Raw genomic sequence first — 16,851 nt, forward strand, 5'->3', positions numbered from 1 at the left:
CATGCAAGAATCTATAAAATCTATATTTACAGAGTCAATTCAAGCGCAGATAGCGGCAGGCGAAGTATTGCCTAAAGCGCTAGAAACCGCAGCTATGACCATGGCTCAGAGCCTGATCAATGGCAATAAAATCATCTGCTGCGGCGCGCCAAGTAATCATATGTTGGCGCACCACTTCGCAACCATCTTAAGCAACTTTTACGAAACCGAACGCCCGTGTCTGCCCGCAATTGCACTAACGAATGAGCAATATAATTTGGCGTCACCAGAAAATGGCAAAGCCAGAGAGCGCTTTGCCAAGCAAATACGCGCATTCGCGCAGCAAGGAGACTTGCTGGTGGCGTATGCCATAAACGGGCAAGAAAAGGCGGTTATTGGCGCAGTGGAAGCGGCTCTTACGAGAGATATGAAAGTCATCGCGCTAGTTGGCGATGATGGTGGTGAAATTACCGGCCTGTTGGGCCCTCAGGATGTAGAGATCCGGATCCCAAGTAAACGCCCAAGCCGGATAATCGAGTCACAACTATTCAATACTCACTGTTTAAGTGAGCTAATCGACGCAATTTTATTCCCTCAGGACGAAGTATGATGATGAGAATAACCTCTTTACTTGCCGCCATCTTGTTACTACAAGGGTGTGCTGCTGCGGTAGTTGCTGGTACAGCCGGTGCGGTGTCTGCAGCAAATGATAGACGCACTATCGGTGCACAAATTGACGATAACAATATCGAGATCAAAGGTACACTTGCTATCAAAGAGATTAAGCGCCTTGCTGATCATGCCAATATCACGCTTGTAAGTGTTAATGGCGTAGTATTAATGATTGGTCAGGTCACTAATCAAGAAATGAAAACGGAAGCTGAGCGTGCGCTACAGAACGTTGCAGGGATTAAGCAAGTACATAATCAGTTGAGAATAAGCTCAAACATCGGCATCACGACGCAAACACATGATACTTGGCTGACCTCCAAAGTTAAAACCAAACTGCTGGCGGCCGACGAAGTCAATGGCGCAAATATTAAGGTAGTTACCGAGAATGCCGAAGTGTTCTTGATGGGCTTAGTCTCTAAGCAAGAAGCAAACTCAGCGGTAGAAATCGCCAGAAATATTAATGGTGTAAAACGTGTGATCAAAGCCTTTGAGTACATCTAAACAATAACGTATAGCCATAAAAAAACCTGCATCCGCAGGTTTTTTTATTTTATCACTCGAAGGTGAGAACCTTTTTTCTTTTCAGGTTCTGGCTTAGTCTCTGGCGATTGTGAGACTTCCGTCTCTTCTACCAAATCAAGCTCTTCATCTTCAAAGATTTCTTCTTCAGGTGTAAATACCGTGCCTTCACCATTTTCTCTTGCATAAATAGCCAATACTGCACCATTAGGCACGTATACCTGCATTGGTTGGCCACCAAACCGGGCGTTAAAGCTCAGCGCTTGATTGTCCATTGAGAAGTTCGTCACAGCAGACGGGCTTACGTTCAACACAATTTGCCCTTCCTGCACAAATTGTGTTGGAACCTGTACCGAGGGAAAGTCTGCGTTCACCACTAAATGGGGCGTACATTCGTTATCGACAATCCACTCGTAAAATGCGCGTAGTAAGTAAGGACGATTAGACGTCATTACGATCTGATCTCACGCTCTGCATCCGTTAGCGATGCTTGGAATGAGTCACGCTCAAATAAACGCAGCATATATTCTTTTAGCTCTTTGCTACCAGCGCCATTCAGCTCAATACCAAGCTGTGGTAAACGCCAAAGTAGTGGAGCTAAATAACAATCAACTAGGCTGAACTCTTCACTCATGAAGTAAGGTGCTTCATTGAAGATAGGTGCTACAGCTAGCAGCGCTTCAGTTAACTCTTTACGAGCTTGAGCCGCTTCATCACCACCCGCAGTGATCTTTTCAGCAAGCGAGTACCAGTCAGTTTCAATGCGATGCATCATTAAACGACTACGACCACGCATTACTGGATACACAGGCATCAGAGGAGGATGCGGGAAGCGCTCGTCTAGATACTCCATAATGATATTCGCTTGGTACAAGCCAAGCTCACGATCGATTAGCGTAGGAACAGTGCCATACGGGTTAATCTCGTGTAGAGCTTCTGGTAAGTTGTCCTTTTCAGCCTGATGAATATCAACACTTACACCTTTCTCAGCAAGTACAATACGTACCTGGTGACTGTACATACAGTTTGACCCAGAAAAAAGTGTCATTACAGGGCGCTTATTGGCAGCAACGGCCATGCCTACCTCCATTAAAAAACTAAAAGTAATTAAATCACTTTAAACAGCAAAAGGGGCGAACGCCCCTATTGCAAAAATTACCTTTGAATATTCAAATTAATGAACATCTCTCCAGTATTCTTTCTTCAAGAAGAATGCCAGGATGAAGAAGATAACTAAGAAACCAATAACCTTAATACCAATAGCTTCTGATTCTAGGCGAGAAGGCTCACCTACATAAGCTAAGAAGTTTGTAAGGTCACGTGCTGCTTGGTCATATTCATCAACACTCATCTCACCGGTACCATCTGTTTCAGTGCCGACAACTTTAGTCACTGTGTGACCATGTTCTTCCACTTCTTCAGTGATCGGTGTTGGCAAGCCTTGTAACTCTTGTAGTACGTGAGGCATACCGACCAATGGGAAAACAACGTTGTTCACACCAAATGGGCGAGACTCATCTTTATAGAATGACTTCAAGTAAGTATAGATGTAGTCCGGAGACTTAACACGAGAGATAAGTGTTAAGTCAGGTGGCGCAGCACCAAACCATTTTGCTGCATCATCTTTAGCCATAGAGTTTTTAATATGACTACCTACTTTTGAACCATCGAAAATAAGCGTTTCTTGACCAATTTCAGTTGGAATACCGATGTCACGGAAAGTACGCTCATAACGCTGATATTGCATTTGGTGACAGCCAAGGCAGTAGTTCATAAATAACTTAGCGCCACGCTGTAGAGATGCTTTATCAGTTAAGTCATTGTTTGCTTCCATCAAAGGCACTGATGGGCCCGCTGCCATCGATAACGTTGGCAACAATGCGAATAAACCGATTACTAGCTTTTTCATCATTTCGTCAACCTCGTTGGTAGTGGCTTCGTCTTCTCGTTTTTACTGTAGAAGAATAGCAACACGAAGAACATAAAATAAGTTACTGTCGTGATTTGCGACAATAGCGTTTTAAAGTCAGTTTGCGGTGTTGCACCAATCCAGCCAAGGATAACGAATGTGACAACAAACTGAGCAATGTTCAACTTATGGAAACCACAACGGTAGCGAATTGAACGAACCGAACCACGGTCAATCCAAGGCAGTAGTGCCAATGCTACGATTGAAGCGCCCATTGCAATTACACCAATCAACTTATCAGGGATAGCACGAAGGATCGCATAGAATGGCGTAAAGTACCAAACTGGGAAAATGTGCTCTGGTGTTTTAAGCGGGTTTGCCGCTTCAAAGTTTGGTGCTTCAAGGAAGAAACCATTCATTTCCGGTGCAAAGAACACAATGGCACAGAAGAAAATTAAGAAGCCAGCAACACCTAAGACATCTTTTACTGTGTAGTAAGGGTGGAATGGAATTGCATCCACAATGTCTTTTTTATCAGTGTAGTATTCATGGAATTTAAACTTAGGTTTGTCTTCCTCAGCTACAGAGCCTTTCTTGCGCTTGATCTCAACACCGTCAGGGTTGTTTGAGCCTACTTCGTGCAGTGCAACAATATGAAGGAATACTAAGATAACCAGTACTAATGGTAGTGCAATAACGTGTAGTGCAAAGAAGCGGTTAAGCGTCGCACCAGAAATAACGTAGTCACCACGGATCCAAAGCGTTAAGTCATCACCAATTACAGGGATTGCACCGAATAATGAAATGATTACCTGAGCACCCCAGAAAGACATCTGACCCCATGGTAATAAGTAGCCCATGAAAGCTTCAGCCATTAGTGCTAGGAAGATAAACATACCGAACAACCACAGTAATTCACGTGGCTTTTGATAAGAACCGTAGATCATACCGCGGAACATGTGAAGATAGACCACGATAAAGAATGCGGATGCGCCGGTAGAGTGTAGGTATCGCAATAACCAACCATATTCAACATCACGCATGATGTATTCTACTGATGCAAATGCACCTTCAGCAGAAGGCACAAAGTTCATGGTTAGCCAGATACCCGTTACAATCTGGTTTACCAGTACTAGAATGGCGAGTGAACCAAACAAATACCAGAAGTTAAAGTTTTTTGGCGCTGGGTATTGAGCAATGTGCATATTCCAGACGCGAGTCATCGGAATACGAGCATCAATCCAATCAACAACTTTACCCACAACGCCCGTATTTGCTGCTTTATCTACATTAACAGACATTATGCAACCCCTTCTTCTTCACCTACCAAAATGGTAGTGTCGTCAATAAAGGTATACGGAGGGATCTCTAAGTTTAGTGGTGCAGGTACGTTTTGGAATACGCGCCCCGCCATATCAAACTTCGAACCGTGACAAGGACAGAAGAAACCACTATCAGTGCCTTCTACTTTTTCACCAAAGCTTCCGTTAAGGAAAGATGGTGAACACCCTAAGTGAGTACAAATCCCAACCGCGACGAAAAGCTCAGGTCGCTTAGAACGGTAACCGTTCTGCGCTGATGCCAACTGCTGTGGCTCTTCAGAGTTAGGATCACGAAGTTTGTCTTCGTGTTGCTTCATTTGTTCTAGCATTTTTGGTGTACGATTAACAATCCAAACTGGTTTGCCTCGCCACTCAACACGAATAAGTTGTCCAGACTCAAGCTTGCTGATATCTACTTCTACAGGCGCACCTGCAGATTTAGCTCGCTCACTTGGATTCCAGGACGCAATAAAAGGAACAGCAGCTCCAACCGCACCAACGCCACCTACAACAGAGGTAGCGATAGTTAAAAAGCGACGTCGGCTGTTGTCTACAGGCGCATTGCTCATCCACTTATCTCCACTTGATTCCCAACACTTGCTATATTGAGAACATCAGTTACAGCAGGTTAATTTAAGAAATTACAAAATAGACGCGATCATAAATAAATACCTTGATTAAAACAAGGTTATTCCAGATCCATGCCCGAATAAACCCGCAGAAAATCATCTATGATTACTTCGAGCATGAAACCGAGTATTTATGATATCGCATCTGACACAACAATATACTGACTAAGATCAACCCCCCGACTAAGGATACGCACCAAATCGCGTGACTGGATCTCAGGTCTTTCTACTTGCTTCGCCAATTGTAGCAAAAAAAACCGCCAAGTTACCGCTCGATTTGCACTAATTATTATATTTATTGAACTTTTTTAACTCGACGCGATATTTTTGAGCAAATAAGCAGGATAAAACGAACGAGATGCCTCGTTAACTCGAGAGATGGATGTGCATAGGAGATGCTAAAAACAAAAAACCCAGCATAAGCTGGGTTTTTGAATTCTTGAAACGTAATAAATTAACGCTTAGAGAACTGTGTCTTCTTACGTGCTTTCTTAAGACCAACTTTCTTACGCTCAACTTTACGAGCATCGCGAGTAACAAAGCCAGCTTTACGTAGAGCTGGACGTAGAGACTCGTCAAACTCCATTAGTGCACGTGTGATACCGTGACGGATAGCACCCGCTTGACCAGTTGTACCACCACCTGCAACAGTGATGTATAGGTCAAACTTTTCTGTCATTTCAACTAGCTCTAAAGGCTGACGAACAACCATGCGAGAAGTTTCACGACCGAAGAACTCTTCTAAAGAGCGCTTATTGATTACGATGTTGCCAGTGCCTGGGCGTAGGAATACGCGAGCACTTGAACTTTTACGACGACCTGTACCGTAGTATTGATTTGCCATGATAGTGCTCCTTAAATGTCTAGAACCTGAGGCTGCTGTGCAGCGTGGTTGTGCTCGTTACCAGCGTAAACTTTAAGTTTACGGAACATTTCACGACCTAGAGGACCGCGAGGTAACATGCCTTTAACCGCTTTCTCGATGATCATTTCAGGCTTTTTAGCTTGAAGTTTCTCAAAGTTGATAGACTTAAGGCCACCTGGGTAACCAGAGTGAGCATAATACATTTTGTCCTGAGTTTTGTTACCAGTTACAGTAACTTTCTCAGCGTTGATTACGATGATGTAGTCACCAGTGTCAACGTGTGGAGTATACTCAGCTTTGTGCTTACCGCGAAGGCGACGAGCGATTTCAGTAGCGATGCGACCTAAAGTTTTACCTTCAGCGTCAACTACGTACCAGTCACGTTTTACAGTTTCTGGTTTAGCAACAAACGTTTTCATTATAAAAATCCAAAGTTTTCAATTTTAAAACCACAGGCAGTCCTTGGACTACCGCTCTACTTGTATTTGCTTTAACCCCTTCGAGTTTAAGACTTTTATGCCGCTCAAGTCAGTGGCTAAGCCGACGAGGGCAATAGAACGCAACGTGGCAGGCCGCGGATTATAGCAAGCCTTCTGGGTGAAAACCAGCGCTTGGTGCTTTTTTCTACAAGAAAATCGGAAGAATTTCGAAAAAAATAGAAAAGGCAAAAAATCCAACGAAATGACGACGTGTGCGTGACAAGGACTCGTTCAAATAGGATATTTACAAACACCCACACTGAACAAGTCCTCTTAACAAAAAAGTAATTGCCGTTAGGCTAAATGCTCTCTTGCTAAATACTCATGGGATTGCATTTCTTGCAAGCGGCTAATGCAGCGTTTGAACTCAAAATTCAATGTACCTTCAGTATAAAGTTCAGTAATAGGCACTGCAGCCGAGATAATAAGCGTTACATTACGCTCATAAAACTCATCGACGAGCGCAATAAAACGCCTTGCTGCATCATCGTTTTGCTGACCCATTTGCTTCACATTAGATAGAATCACGGTGTTATATAAGCGACTGATCTCCATGTAATCCACTTGCGAACGAGCGGTTTCACATAGCGCAGGGAAATCAAACATAACAATACAATCAGACACCATCCGAGTGTGGATCATCCGACCTTCAATCTCAATCGCCTGTCCGGCTTTACCTGGCTCCGGAGAGAGTTTGTTAAAGTAGTCGAATAAGTTTTCATCCGCTTGTTTATCAAGTGGGCTGTGAAAAATTTCCGCTTGCTCCAACGTGCGCAAGCGATAGTCAATACCCGAGTCCACATTGACTACCTCAGTATTGGCTTTTACCAACTCAATGGCTGGTAAGAATCGCGCACGCTGCAAGCCATTTTTATACAAATCATCAGGCACAATATTCGATGTGGCCACTAACACGATACCGCGCGCAAACAGCGCCTGCATTAATCCACCCAGTAACATGGCATCAGTGATGTCTTGCACGAAAAATTCATCGAAGCAGATAATGTCAGTTTCAGATTTGAAGGTATCAGCGATGCTTTCTAGAGGATTTTTCACTTCATTAAGCTTTTTCAGCTCTGCGTGAACACGATGCATAAAGCGGTGAAAATGCACTCGCATTTTACGCTCCGTCGGCAACGCATCGTAGAAAGTATCAACTAAATAAGTTTTACCACGCCCTACTCCACCCCAAAAGTACAACCCTTTCACTTTTGGCGGCTCAGCTTTACCAAACAAACGCGAGAAAAAGTTTTGTTTAACCGGGGGCTGATTGATAAGGTCGTCATACAGTCGCTGTAAATGCTTTACGGCATTTTCTTGCGCGCTGTCATATTGAAAATCATCACGTTGTAGATCTTGCTGATATTTTTCCCAAGGCGTCATCGACTTAAATATTTTTTTACGATTTGTTTGTAGGTTATATTAACACGACTGTATTCACAGCGTATATTTAACTCTAACTGAGTTTTAATTTTATTTGCCGTTTAGGCACACAGGGAGAAACCTATGACTACCGTTACTTGGCTTGGATTACTGATCATTGTTGCCATTGCTGCATTCTTTTTAGGTGGCTTTGTAACGAAAAAGCAGTTCAAACATGACGAACTGGAAGTGCAAGCACAACAAGCTAAACACGACCTTGAGCAATATCGTCAAGACGTATCAGATCACCTAGCTAGCACCAAAAAACTAGTAAATAAAATGCAGGATAGCTATCAGCAACTGCTTACCCATGTAGAAGAAACCAATCAACTACTGACACAGGATCGTCCATCTCATCCTGCGGATCCTTTTTTCTCGAAAGAAACCACAGAACAACTACAAGCTTCTCTTCAAGCACGCCCAGAGAGAAGACGTAAGCAAGACCCAAGTTTTGAGGCTCCACCGAGTGACTATGCCGAAGGTGAAACTGGGTTATTTTCTGGTCAAAAAAAAGAAAGTGAGCAAATTAAAGCCTCTTGATGAAACTTTTTGTTGACCCCATAGTCTTTAAAAGAAGTTATTGATTACTCATAAGGGGCTAATTATCAGCCCCTTATGACTTATATTAACGCTAATAGCGGAGTACTTCACGACTATGAAATTTAAACTATCTTTGTTATCGGCCGCTTTACTTTCTTCTAGCTTATTGCTGTTACCGCAGCAAAGCATGGCCAAACTTCCTGTTGCCGTAGACGGCCAACAACTACCAACGCTAGCACCTATGCTCGAAAAGGTCGCTCCGGGCGTTGTTAGTATCCAAGTAAAAGGCGCTAAAGAAGTGCGTCGCCGTGTCGACCCTTTCGACTTTTTCTTTGGACAACCGCAGCCTCGTAGCCAAAAGCGCCCTTTTAGTGGCCTCGGCTCAGGTGTCATCATCGATGCAGATAAAGGCTATGTCGTTACAAATAATCACGTTATTGATGATGCAGACGAAATGCTGGTCACTTTAAAGGATGGCAGAGAGTTTGAGGCCAAATTAATCGGTAGCGACGCCGAATCCGATATCGCATTGCTACAAATCGACGGCGAAGACCTAACAGAAATCAAACTCGCTAATTCAGACAAGTTGAGAGTGGGTGATTTTTCCGTTGCTATTGGTAACCCATTTGGATTAAGTCATACAGTCACCTCAGGAATAATCAGTGCACTAGGCCGTAGCGGCTTAAATATCGAAGGCTATGAAGACTTTATCCAAACAGATGCGGCAATCAACCAAGGTAACTCAGGTGGTGCGCTAGTTAACTTAAACGGCGAACTCATTGGTATCAACACTGCTATTTTAGGCGCGTCTGGCGGTAATGTCGGGATCGGCTTTGCTATTCCATCAAACATGATGAAAAACCTAGTGGATCAAATTGTTGAGTACGGAGAAGTTCGTCGCGGTTCACTGGGCATATTGGGTCGTACCTTAGATGCTGGTCTTGCTAAAGCACAAGGCTTTGATGTTAAGCGCGGTGCTTATGTCATGCGCGTAGTGGAAGATTCAGCAGCGGACAAAGCGGGTCTGAAAGCCAATGATGTCATTGTCAGCCTCAACGGCGACGACATTGAAAGCTTTAATGAACTCCACGGTAAAGTGGCTACGATGGGTGAAGGTCGTGAAGTACGACTTGGTGTCTACCGTGATGGCAAAACCAAGTTTATCGACGTAGAGCTTGGTGGTAAGCAAGAAGAACAAGCGAATGCAGAGGATGTACATCCAAACCTACGAGGCGCGGTACTAGAGAGTGGCGAGCGCAATGGCAATGAAGGTGTCGTCATTACCTCAGTAGAACCTCGCTCACCAGCTGCACGTGTTGGCCTTGAAGAAGGCGATGTGATCATGCAAGTGAATCGTCAACGTGTCACTAGTGTTAAAGATATGTCTAAACTAATTAATGGTATTAAAGGTAATATCGTACTTGGGATTAAACGCGATCGCGAGACGGTTTTCTACCTCATTCAGTAACGAAATAGACAAATATTAAAAATGAAACACAGCGAAACTTGTCGCTGTGTTTTTTTTTGTGTCATTATTAGCAGTATTAGATAACGATAAATATAAGCTCTTGTGTTCAAATTAATTAAATTCATTTTTCCACCGCTGCTTGCCGGACTTGGGATCGCTTTTATCATCATTTGGTTTAATCCTGAGCTGAGGGATAACTTGCCAAAACTTGAGGCCCCACATATTCAGGCCCATCATATGAGTTTTGCTGATGCTGTAGAAAAAACGGCTCCAGCGGTCGTAACGATTTTTTCCGAGGGCTTTAGCAGTCAGCCAAGATATCAGCGCCAAAGCACGGTTAGAGAACTTGGCTCTGGCGTAATCATGAGCCGAGATGGCTACATACTGACAAACTATCATGTGGTGAACAATGCCGACCAAATCATTGTGCTTCTTCCTGATGGCCGCCAGTATAGCGATACGCAACTGATAGGCTTTGACACGATTACGGACTTAGCTTTATTAAAAATTCCAGCTGAGAATTTGCCTGTCATTCCTATCGATCATGACTACTCACCACGTGTTGGGGATGTGGTGCTCGCAATTGGTAACCCATTGAACATTGGACAAACCATTACGCAAGGCATTATCAGTGCAACTGGCAAACAGACTCTCACAGAAAGCCAGTTCAATAATTTGCTGCAAATGGATGCCGCGATTAATGTTGGTAATTCAGGTGGTGCCGTTGTCAATTCTAATGGCGCACTAGTTGGCATTACCTCTGCACAATTTCGCACGCGTTTGAATATTGATATCCAAGGTATCTCTTTTGCGATCCCTTATGATCTTGCAATGGACGTCATGCATAAACTCATTATGGATGGCAGAGTGATCCGGGGCTATCTCGGCTTTAGAGGCACGCCAGTTGACAATACAGGTAAAAGCGTAACGGATCTCTACACACCAATTGTCGGCCTTGCTGTGAGCGAATTAGACCCGCTAGGTCCCGCATGGCAAGCTGGCATGAAAGAGCATGATATTGTGGTTAAAGTAGGTGGAGAACCTGTGACTAATCCGCAAAGGACACTGAAGACGATTGGCAATACCGCGCCGGGTACTAAACTCGAGTTTGAAGTACTCAGAGGTGGTCAGCGCCTCACCATTACGGTGGAAGTCGCTGAACTCGAAACAGGGTTATATTAGGCAAAAAGGTTAAGCAAAAAGCGTCCAAAGGGACGCTTTTTCGTTTTTATACCAATTTGCTTAATTGAGCTCAGGTTTTACGGCGTTTTATATTTGCACCTAAACGACTTAGCTTATCTTCTATCTTCTGATAGCCCCTATCAACGTGATAGATGCGATCGACTATGGTTTCGCCTGTTGCCACAATACCCGTTAGGATAAGACTCGCTGAAGCGCGTAAATCGGTTGCCATTACCTGCGCACCAGATAACGACTCAGTCTCACCACAGATTGCAGTGTTGCCTTCTAAACGAATATTCGCGCCCATACGCTGTAGCTCTGGTACGTGCATAAAACGGTTTTCAAAGATAGTTTCTGTGATTGTCGCGCTCCCTTCAGCCACCACATTTAATGCGGTAAACTGAGCTTGCATGTCTGTTGGAAAACCAGGATGTGGCATAGTTTTGATATTAACGGCTTTCAAAGCGCGTTGACGCATATCCACGTAAATACTGTCTTCACTTACCTCCACAATCGCATTGGCGGCGCGTAGCTTTTCAAGCACAGGTTCAAGGCTATGATAATCCGTGTTTTTACACAGCACTTCGCCTTTTGCCATTGCCGCAGCAACCAAAAAGGTCCCTGTTTCGATGCGATCAGGAAGGATTTTATGCTCACAACCATTAAGACGCTCAACGCCTTCTATCTCAATTCGGCTCGAACCTGCACCGCAGATCTTAGCACCCATCGCAACTAAGCATTCAGCTAAGTTAATAATCTCTGGCTCTCGCGCAGCATTATCTATCACAGTTTTACCATCGGCGAGGGTTGCAGCCATCAGTAAGTTTTCAGTAGCACCAACGCTGACGGTTTCCATAAAGATCTCAGCGCCACGAAGACGACCTTCGGTTACCGCATGGATATAACCATTTTCAACTTTGATCTTGGCACCCATTTTCTCAAGGCCTGAAATATGCAGATCGACTGGACGAGCACCAATCGCACAGCCTCCCGGTAAGGATACTTGCGCTTGACCGAATCTTGCGACTAATGGGCCTAACGCCAGTACCGACGCACGCATTTGCTTAACGAGTTCATAAGGTGCAAGCACGCTATTTACCGTTGCTCCGTTGATTTCTAAGATATCGCCGTCCCACTCAACTTCAGCGCCCAGTGTTTTTAATAAGGCTTCAGTGGTACCTATATCGCGTAAGTGCGGTACATTAGAAAAACGACTTTTACCATCGCCAAGCAGAGCGGCGAATAAAATAGGTAGGGCTGCGTTTTTAGCCCCTGAAATAGTGACTTCACCGGCTAAAGTGGTGCCACCTTGGATAACAAACTGATCCATTGCGGCACTCCGTTATTGTGGAAGAATAAATTTGCGCTCTTTTTGCCATTCATCAGGTGTGAATGCACGAATACTAACAGCATGGATGGTGCCGTCTTTAATAGTATCCATCAGTGGGCCGTAGATTAGCTGTTCTCTTTTCAGCCTTCTTAATCCGTCAAAACACGTTCCAACAGCAATGACTTCGTAGTGACTACCATTAGCTTTAACGATGATCTCGTCAAGCGATAGTACATCTCTCAATAAAGTTTCGACTTGATTTGTTTCCATTAGACTCACTCAAATAGGGTTGTCACCTGCCCCAACTCCATTAAATTTTGCAGTTGCTCAGGCGTATTTTTCAGCTCGAGACGAATGTCGCGCTGTTTCAATTGACCTAAAGAGTGAATTAACCAAGCTAAGCCCGCGGTGTCAACCCTTGTCACCTCAGAAAGGTTAAAATAGACGGTTGATTGTGCATTTTTCAACACTTGAACGATGGTCGACTGTTTCAGTGCGCTTGGTAAACTCGCTCTCGTAAGTTCACCAGTTAACACGATTTCACCTTTACTTTCGGTGAATGAAATACTAGGCGTCACCATCATCTCCTCTAAATTGCACCGGAAGCTTGCTCTTCTTATCTAACAGTTGGATCACATGCTCAATACCCTGCTGGCGTAAAATACCATGTAGCTCCGATTGTTTGGCATCGAGTAAACTAATGCCTTCCGCCATCATGTCAAAAGCACGCCAGTCACCGTCTTGACCGCGTCTAACTTTGAAATCAATTTTGATATCAGGCTTACCAGGCTCTACAATTTTGGTCTTAACAACCACCACACCTTCATTTTCAAATGGGCGATGCTCACCAAACTCTACCTTTTGGTCTTTATATTGAGTAAATACACCAGCATAAGTCGCTACCAAGTAATTTTTGAATACCTCAATAAACTCTCTAATATGCTCGACAGCAGCAGCTTTCTCCTCTTTACTTTCGATGTTGCGAACCTTTTGAATATAAGAACCTAATACACGATACGCAGCATATTTGTAATCAATGTAAGGCAAGAGCTCTTCTTCTACGATAACGCGTAAGTGTTCTTTGTCTTCTTCAATGATGTTTTGCTCTTTCGTAACACGCTGAAAAGTTTGCGCCGCAACTTGCTCAACCATTTTATAAGGATCACTTGAGTCCACTTCTTTCGCCTGAACCAATGCGGTAGCCATCAATGCTACAAGCAAAGTCAGACATTTTGCATAGATGTTTTTTAACATATTTACTCGCTCCCTTGATTAAATAGGAACTGACCAATTAGCTCTTCTAATACCAGTGCCGATTTTGTATCTGTGATCATGTCACCGTCTTTTAGCGCTTTTGTTTCCACACCAAAAAGAGACTCAAGATCAACGCTATCTTCACTCGTTACCTCCTGACCAAGACATTTTTGCTTCGCAGATTCAGCAGCAATAACGGGAGAAATACCTAAGTATTGCTCTCCCAAAATGCCCGAAGTCAAAATCGAAACCGACGACGTATCGGAAAACTGACACTCGTAGTTTTTATCTAAACTCATTGAAACTACCGGCACGAACTCTTGTGGATGGATGTGAATTCCATCAACACGACCAATCACAACCCCACCCACCTTAATTGGGGCGCGGGTTTTCAACGAGCCTATATTTTCGAACTTAGCATGCAAAGTGTAAGTTTCACCATTGCCGCTTAAGCCTGAATTAGCTACCTTTAGCGCCAACATAACAAATGCAGCAATGCCCAATGCCACGAACAACCCAACTAAAATTTCTATTTTCCGTGTATTCATTTTTAAAACCTTTTAACTTGAGAACATAACCGCTGTTAATACAAAGTCAAAGCCAAGTACAGCCAGTGAAGAATGTACTACCGTCTCTGTCGTCGCTTTACTTATTCCTTCAGAAGTGGGAATACAGTCATAGCCTTTGTATAGCGCGATCCAAGTTACTAATAGTGCAAATACGAAACTCTTAATAAGACCATTTAAGATGTCTTGTTGAAACGACACTTGCGATTGCATAATTGACCAGAAGCTACCTGAATCTACGCCTAACCAATCAACCCCCACCAAGTGTGCGCCTAAAATAGCGATCGCAGAGAATATCAATGCGAGTAACGGCATACTAATAAAACCGGCCCAGAAACGAGGAGCAACCACGCGTTTAAGCGGGTCTATCGCCATCATTTCTAAACTAGATAATTGTTCCGTAGCCTTCATCAAACCGATTTCGGCAGTTAACGCACTGCCTGCACGTCCTGCAAATAAGAGTGCAGTTACCACAGGGCCCAGCTCTCTAAGTAAACTCAAAGCAACCAAAGGTCCAAGGCTATCTTCAGCGCCATACCCAACTAACACGGTATAGCCTTGTAATGCCAATACCATGCCGATAAATAAACCAGACACCATGATAATCAACAATGATTGATGACCAACCATGTAAAGTTGCTTTATCAACAGCGGCGTGCCTTTTCGGAAATTAGGTAAGCTACATAGCGCACCAAAAAGCATTGTTGTGGCACGGCCAAGTGCAGCAAAACGGCTGAGGGTTTTGTGGCCTAGTTTTTGTAAAAAGTCGACCATACTCACTCTCCTTGCAACAGCGCTTGCTGATAATCAGGCGCTCTAAAGTGGAATGGCACCGGCCCATCCGCAAGGCCCTGTAAGAACTGCTGCACTAATGGCGATTCATGTTCAAGCATCTGCTCAGGGGTTCCTGTACCAATCACACCTTGCTCAGCAATAATAACGACGTGGTCGGCAATGCTCAGTACTTCAGTAACGTCATGAGTGACTATCAGCGACGATAATCCCAATACTTCATTAAGGGACTTAATCAAGCGAACTAGAACCCCCATGGAGATCGGATCCTGACCTGCAAACGGTTCATCGTACATAATTAATTCAGGATCAAGCGCGATAGAACGTGCTAAAGCTGCGCGTCTTGCCATACCGCCAGAGAGCTCTGCCGGCATTAAATCTTTTGCACCACGAAGACCAACCGCTTGAAGCTTCATTAGCACCACTAAACGGATTAGTTCTTCAGATAACTCGGTATGCTCGCGTAGAGGAAATGCCACATTGTCAAACACGCTCATATCGGTAAACAAAGCACCGCTCTGAAATAACATACTCATGCGCGTTCGAGCTTGATACAAAGCTGCTCGTGACATGTTAGGGATACTGTTTCCAGCAAAAAGAATATCACCGCTATCAGGCTTAAGCTGACCACCGATTAAACGCAGCATGGTGGTTTTACCAATGCCACTCGGTCCCATTATTGCGGTAATTTTGCCCTTTGGTACAGAAAAGCTCATGTTTTTGTAGATGATCCTTTCACCCCGAGAGAAGGTTACATCCTTGATTTCTACAATTGACTGCGACAAGTCGCTCTCCAGATCCAGACTATATTCATCCAAGTATGATACTTTTTTTTCAAACAAGATGGAAAATCGTTTTGGTAAAATTTTGTAAGTAGTGAAATGTAACGGTTTGCTTATACTTTCCAGAGCGCTTTTGGTAGTATCTATCGAAATTTTAATCCTATTGGCTAGAGGTTCATGGTTTTATCGTTTGTTATTCTCATTCTTGGCTTTATTGCACTGGTTTGGAGTGCTGACCGCTTTGTTTTTGGTGCGGCCGCTCTTGCACGAAACTTTGGTGTGCCAACATTAATTGTTGGTTTAACTATCGTGGCCATGGGTTCTTCAGCACCAGAAATGATGGTTGCTGCGCAAGCCGCTCTTGCAGATAAAACAGACACCGCCGTAGGCAATGCCATAGGTTCTAACATCGCTAATATCTTACTCGTTTTGGGTCTCACTGCGTTATTAAGGCCACTCTCCGTAGGCTCTGGTATTTTGCGCCGCGAAATGCCGCTGTTAGTCATCGTTTCATTGGCTGCTTGGTATATCGTTAGTGATAACCACTTTAGTTTCGTAGAAGGTGTTTTGTTATTAGTCGGTTTCGCCGCTTTTCTTCTTGCACTTATCATTATCACCAAGCGTGGTGGTGGAGATAATGATGACCCATTTGTCAGTGAAGCCTGTGAAGAAGTGCCAAATAATATTCCAACTCAAAAAGCCGTTTTCTGGTTAATCGTGGGTATGATTTTACTGCCTATTAGCGCGGACTATCTCGTTGGCGCTGCGGTTGACATCGCCAAATATTTTGGCATGAGTGACCTGCTAATAGGATTAACCATTATCGCCGTTGGTACTAGTTTACCCGAGCTTGCGGCATGTGTTGCTGGCGTACTTAAAAAAGAAGACGATCTAGCGCTTGGCAATATTATTGGCTCGAACATCTTTAATATATTGGCAGTGCTATCTATTGCTGGGATTATCAACCCATCTGTCCTCGACGCCAATATTGCGTCACGTGATATCTTTATTATGCTTGGCGCGACACTGCTGCTTATCCTAATGAGCCTCAGCTTAACAGGCCAGCGCCGCATCAACCGCTTGGAAGGTGGCATACTTGTCGCAAGCTTCGTCGGTTATATTTACTACATCATTTAAGGAA

At 43.9% G+C, this 16,851-nt stretch carries 21 protein-coding genes; 6 read left to right on the forward strand and 15 right to left on the reverse strand.

Annotated elements, in window-relative coordinates:
- Window position 1: 1 nt before the first annotated feature.
- Complete coding sequence (locus tag EXT47_RS16470) at window positions 2–589, forward strand: SIS domain-containing protein (RefSeq protein ID WP_010376705.1); 588 nt, start codon at window positions 2–4, stop codon at window positions 587–589.
- On the forward strand, window positions 586–1,152 hold the full coding sequence (dolP, locus tag EXT47_RS16475; RefSeq protein ID WP_017219053.1) for a division/outer membrane stress-associated lipid-binding lipoprotein: 567 nt from the start codon (window positions 586–588) through the stop codon (window positions 1,150–1,152). The genes EXT47_RS16470 and dolP overlap by 4 nt, the downstream gene beginning before the upstream one ends.
- A gap of 44 nt (window positions 1,153–1,196) precedes the next feature.
- On the opposite strand, the gene EXT47_RS16480 is transcribed toward dolP, so the two are convergent.
- The 8 genes from EXT47_RS16480 to zapE all read right to left on the reverse strand — a co-directional run bounded on the left by EXT47_RS16480 (window position 1,197) and on the right by zapE (window position 7,757).
- Window positions 1,197–1,622 (reverse strand): ClpXP protease specificity-enhancing factor, encoded by a 426-nt coding sequence (locus EXT47_RS16480; protein WP_130127091.1) that lies wholly within the window; start codon window positions 1,620–1,622, stop codon window positions 1,197–1,199.
- Window positions 1,622–2,248 (reverse strand): stringent starvation protein SspA, encoded by a 627-nt coding sequence (gene sspA / locus EXT47_RS16485; protein ID WP_017219052.1) that lies wholly within the window; start codon window positions 2,246–2,248, stop codon window positions 1,622–1,624. Before sspA ends, EXT47_RS16480 begins: the two co-directional genes overlap by 1 nt.
- Window positions 2,249–2,344: 96 nt before the next feature.
- The gene (locus EXT47_RS16490) at window positions 2,345–3,082 is read right to left on the reverse strand and encodes a cytochrome c1 (protein WP_029215832.1); all 738 of its coding nucleotides are present in this window, start codon (window positions 3,080–3,082) and stop codon (window positions 2,345–2,347) included.
- Window positions 3,079–4,380, reverse strand: a complete 1,302-nt coding sequence (locus EXT47_RS16495) for a cytochrome b N-terminal domain-containing protein (RefSeq protein ID WP_045987630.1) — start codon at window positions 4,378–4,380, stop codon at window positions 3,079–3,081. Before EXT47_RS16495 ends, EXT47_RS16490 begins: the two co-directional genes overlap by 4 nt.
- Window positions 4,380–4,970, reverse strand: coding sequence for a ubiquinol-cytochrome c reductase iron-sulfur subunit (petA, locus tag EXT47_RS16500; protein WP_039492902.1), 591 nt, complete (start codon window positions 4,968–4,970; stop codon window positions 4,380–4,382). Before petA ends, EXT47_RS16495 begins: the two co-directional genes overlap by 1 nt.
- Before the next feature lie 514 nt (window positions 4,971–5,484).
- Window positions 5,485–5,877 carry a 30S ribosomal protein S9 gene (gene rpsI / locus EXT47_RS16505; protein ID WP_161796706.1) on the reverse strand — a complete coding sequence of 131 codons (393 nt, stop codon included), beginning with the start codon at window positions 5,875–5,877 and terminating at the stop codon, window positions 5,485–5,487.
- Window positions 5,878–5,885: 8 nt separating this feature from the next.
- Window positions 5,886–6,314: a 50S ribosomal protein L13 gene (gene rplM, locus EXT47_RS16510; protein WP_010376694.1), complete on the reverse strand. Its 429-nt coding sequence runs from the start codon at window positions 6,312–6,314 to the stop codon at window positions 5,886–5,888.
- A gap of 354 nt (window positions 6,315–6,668) precedes the next feature.
- Window positions 6,669–7,757 (reverse strand): cell division protein ZapE, encoded by a 1,089-nt coding sequence (gene zapE / locus EXT47_RS16515; RefSeq protein WP_130127092.1) that lies wholly within the window; start codon window positions 7,755–7,757, stop codon window positions 6,669–6,671.
- 123 nt (window positions 7,758–7,880) lie between these two features.
- Here zapE and EXT47_RS16520 point away from each other — a divergent pair, with 123 nt between their 5' ends.
- The 3 genes from EXT47_RS16520 (at window position 7,881) to EXT47_RS16530 (ending at window position 10,986) form a co-directional block, all read left to right on the forward strand.
- Window positions 7,881–8,336: a YhcB family protein gene (locus EXT47_RS16520; protein ID WP_010376689.1), complete on the forward strand. Its 456-nt coding sequence runs from the start codon at window positions 7,881–7,883 to the stop codon at window positions 8,334–8,336.
- A gap of 115 nt (window positions 8,337–8,451) precedes the next feature.
- Window positions 8,452–9,804, forward strand: coding sequence for a DegQ family serine endoprotease (locus EXT47_RS16525; RefSeq protein ID WP_010376687.1), 1,353 nt, complete (start codon window positions 8,452–8,454; stop codon window positions 9,802–9,804).
- A gap of 102 nt (window positions 9,805–9,906) precedes the next feature.
- Window positions 9,907–10,986, forward strand: coding sequence for a trypsin-like peptidase domain-containing protein (locus tag EXT47_RS16530; RefSeq protein ID WP_130127093.1), 1,080 nt, complete (start codon window positions 9,907–9,909; stop codon window positions 10,984–10,986).
- A gap of 70 nt (window positions 10,987–11,056) precedes the next feature.
- On the opposite strand, the gene murA is transcribed toward EXT47_RS16530, so the two are convergent.
- The 7 genes from murA to EXT47_RS16565 are packed head-to-tail and all read right to left on the reverse strand — an operon-like array spanning window position 11,057 to window position 15,713.
- Window positions 11,057–12,316 (reverse strand): UDP-N-acetylglucosamine 1-carboxyvinyltransferase, encoded by a 1,260-nt coding sequence (gene murA, locus EXT47_RS16535; RefSeq protein WP_130127094.1) that lies wholly within the window; start codon window positions 12,314–12,316, stop codon window positions 11,057–11,059.
- A 12-nt stretch (window positions 12,317–12,328) separates the two neighbouring features.
- The gene (locus EXT47_RS16540) at window positions 12,329–12,586 is read right to left on the reverse strand and encodes a BolA family protein (protein WP_045987632.1); all 258 of its coding nucleotides are present in this window, start codon (window positions 12,584–12,586) and stop codon (window positions 12,329–12,331) included.
- Window positions 12,587–12,591: 5 nt separating this feature from the next.
- Window positions 12,592–12,897: a lipid asymmetry maintenance protein MlaB gene (locus tag EXT47_RS16545; RefSeq protein WP_039492913.1), complete on the reverse strand. Its 306-nt coding sequence runs from the start codon at window positions 12,895–12,897 to the stop codon at window positions 12,592–12,594.
- Complete coding sequence (locus EXT47_RS16550) at window positions 12,884–13,570, reverse strand: phospholipid-binding protein MlaC (protein WP_130127095.1); 687 nt, start codon at window positions 13,568–13,570, stop codon at window positions 12,884–12,886. The genes EXT47_RS16545 and EXT47_RS16550 overlap by 14 nt, the downstream gene beginning before the upstream one ends.
- Window positions 13,571–13,572: 2 nt before the next feature.
- A complete protein-coding gene (gene mlaD, locus EXT47_RS16555) occupies window positions 13,573–14,118 on the reverse strand; it encodes an outer membrane lipid asymmetry maintenance protein MlaD (RefSeq protein ID WP_010376676.1) in 546 nt (181 codons plus the stop codon).
- Window positions 14,119–14,130: 12 nt separating this feature from the next.
- Window positions 14,131–14,910, reverse strand: a complete 780-nt coding sequence (gene mlaE / locus EXT47_RS16560) for a lipid asymmetry maintenance ABC transporter permease subunit MlaE (RefSeq protein ID WP_010376675.1) — start codon at window positions 14,908–14,910, stop codon at window positions 14,131–14,133.
- Window positions 14,911–14,912: 2 nt separating this feature from the next.
- The gene (locus EXT47_RS16565) at window positions 14,913–15,713 is read right to left on the reverse strand and encodes an ATP-binding cassette domain-containing protein (protein ID WP_205991266.1); all 801 of its coding nucleotides are present in this window, start codon (window positions 15,711–15,713) and stop codon (window positions 14,913–14,915) included.
- A 174-nt stretch (window positions 15,714–15,887) separates the two neighbouring features.
- Here EXT47_RS16565 and EXT47_RS16570 point away from each other — a divergent pair, with 174 nt between their 5' ends.
- A complete protein-coding gene (locus EXT47_RS16570; RefSeq protein WP_010376669.1) occupies window positions 15,888–16,847 on the forward strand; it encodes a calcium/sodium antiporter in 960 nt (319 codons plus the stop codon).
- The last annotated feature ends 4 nt before the right edge of the window (window positions 16,848–16,851 follow it).

The sequence above is a fragment of the Pseudoalteromonas sp. CO342X genome (assembly GCF_004208915.1).
Taxonomy (GTDB): Bacteria; Pseudomonadota; Gammaproteobacteria; order Enterobacterales; family Alteromonadaceae; genus Pseudoalteromonas; species Pseudoalteromonas maricaloris.

What these genes read in the sequence shown, in the direction of transcription:
- EXT47_RS16470 (WP_010376705.1), top strand. Translation starts at nt 2, where the DNA reads ATGCAAGAATCTATAAAATCTATATTTACAGAGTCAATTCAAGCGCAG.
- dolP (WP_017219053.1), top strand. Translation starts at nt 586, where the DNA reads ATGATGATGAGAATAACCTCTTTACTTGCCGCCATCTTGTTACTACAA.
- EXT47_RS16480 (WP_130127091.1), bottom strand. Translation starts at nt 1,622, where the DNA reads ATGACGTCTAATCGTCCTTACTTACTACGCGCATTTTACGAGTGGATT.
- sspA (WP_017219052.1), bottom strand. Translation starts at nt 2,248, where the DNA reads ATGGCCGTTGCTGCCAATAAGCGCCCTGTAATGACACTTTTTTCTGGG.
- EXT47_RS16490 (WP_029215832.1), bottom strand. Translation starts at nt 3,082, where the DNA reads ATGATGAAAAAGCTAGTAATCGGTTTATTCGCATTGTTGCCAACGTTA.
- EXT47_RS16495 (WP_045987630.1), bottom strand. Translation starts at nt 4,380, where the DNA reads ATGTCTGTTAATGTAGATAAAGCAGCAAATACGGGCGTTGTGGGTAAA.
- petA (WP_039492902.1), bottom strand. Translation starts at nt 4,970, where the DNA reads ATGAGCAATGCGCCTGTAGACAACAGCCGACGTCGCTTTTTAACTATC.
- rplM (WP_010376694.1), bottom strand. Translation starts at nt 6,314, where the DNA reads ATGAAAACGTTTGTTGCTAAACCAGAAACTGTAAAACGTGACTGGTAC.
- zapE (WP_130127092.1), bottom strand. Translation starts at nt 7,757, where the DNA reads ATGACGCCTTGGGAAAAATATCAGCAAGATCTACAACGTGATGATTTT.
- EXT47_RS16520 (WP_010376689.1), top strand. Translation starts at nt 7,881, where the DNA reads ATGACTACCGTTACTTGGCTTGGATTACTGATCATTGTTGCCATTGCT.
- EXT47_RS16525 (WP_010376687.1), top strand. Translation starts at nt 8,452, where the DNA reads ATGAAATTTAAACTATCTTTGTTATCGGCCGCTTTACTTTCTTCTAGC.
- murA (WP_130127094.1), bottom strand. Translation starts at nt 12,316, where the DNA reads ATGGATCAGTTTGTTATCCAAGGTGGCACCACTTTAGCCGGTGAAGTC.
- EXT47_RS16540 (WP_045987632.1), bottom strand. Translation starts at nt 12,586, where the DNA reads ATGGAAACAAATCAAGTCGAAACTTTATTGAGAGATGTACTATCGCTT.
- EXT47_RS16545 (WP_039492913.1), bottom strand. Translation starts at nt 12,897, where the DNA reads ATGGTGACGCCTAGTATTTCATTCACCGAAAGTAAAGGTGAAATCGTG.
- EXT47_RS16550 (WP_130127095.1), bottom strand. Translation starts at nt 13,570, where the DNA reads ATGTTAAAAAACATCTATGCAAAATGTCTGACTTTGCTTGTAGCATTG.
- mlaD (WP_010376676.1), bottom strand. Translation starts at nt 14,118, where the DNA reads ATGAATACACGGAAAATAGAAATTTTAGTTGGGTTGTTCGTGGCATTG.
- mlaE (WP_010376675.1), bottom strand. Translation starts at nt 14,910, where the DNA reads ATGGTCGACTTTTTACAAAAACTAGGCCACAAAACCCTCAGCCGTTTT.
- EXT47_RS16570 (WP_010376669.1), top strand. Translation starts at nt 15,888, where the DNA reads ATGGTTTTATCGTTTGTTATTCTCATTCTTGGCTTTATTGCACTGGTT.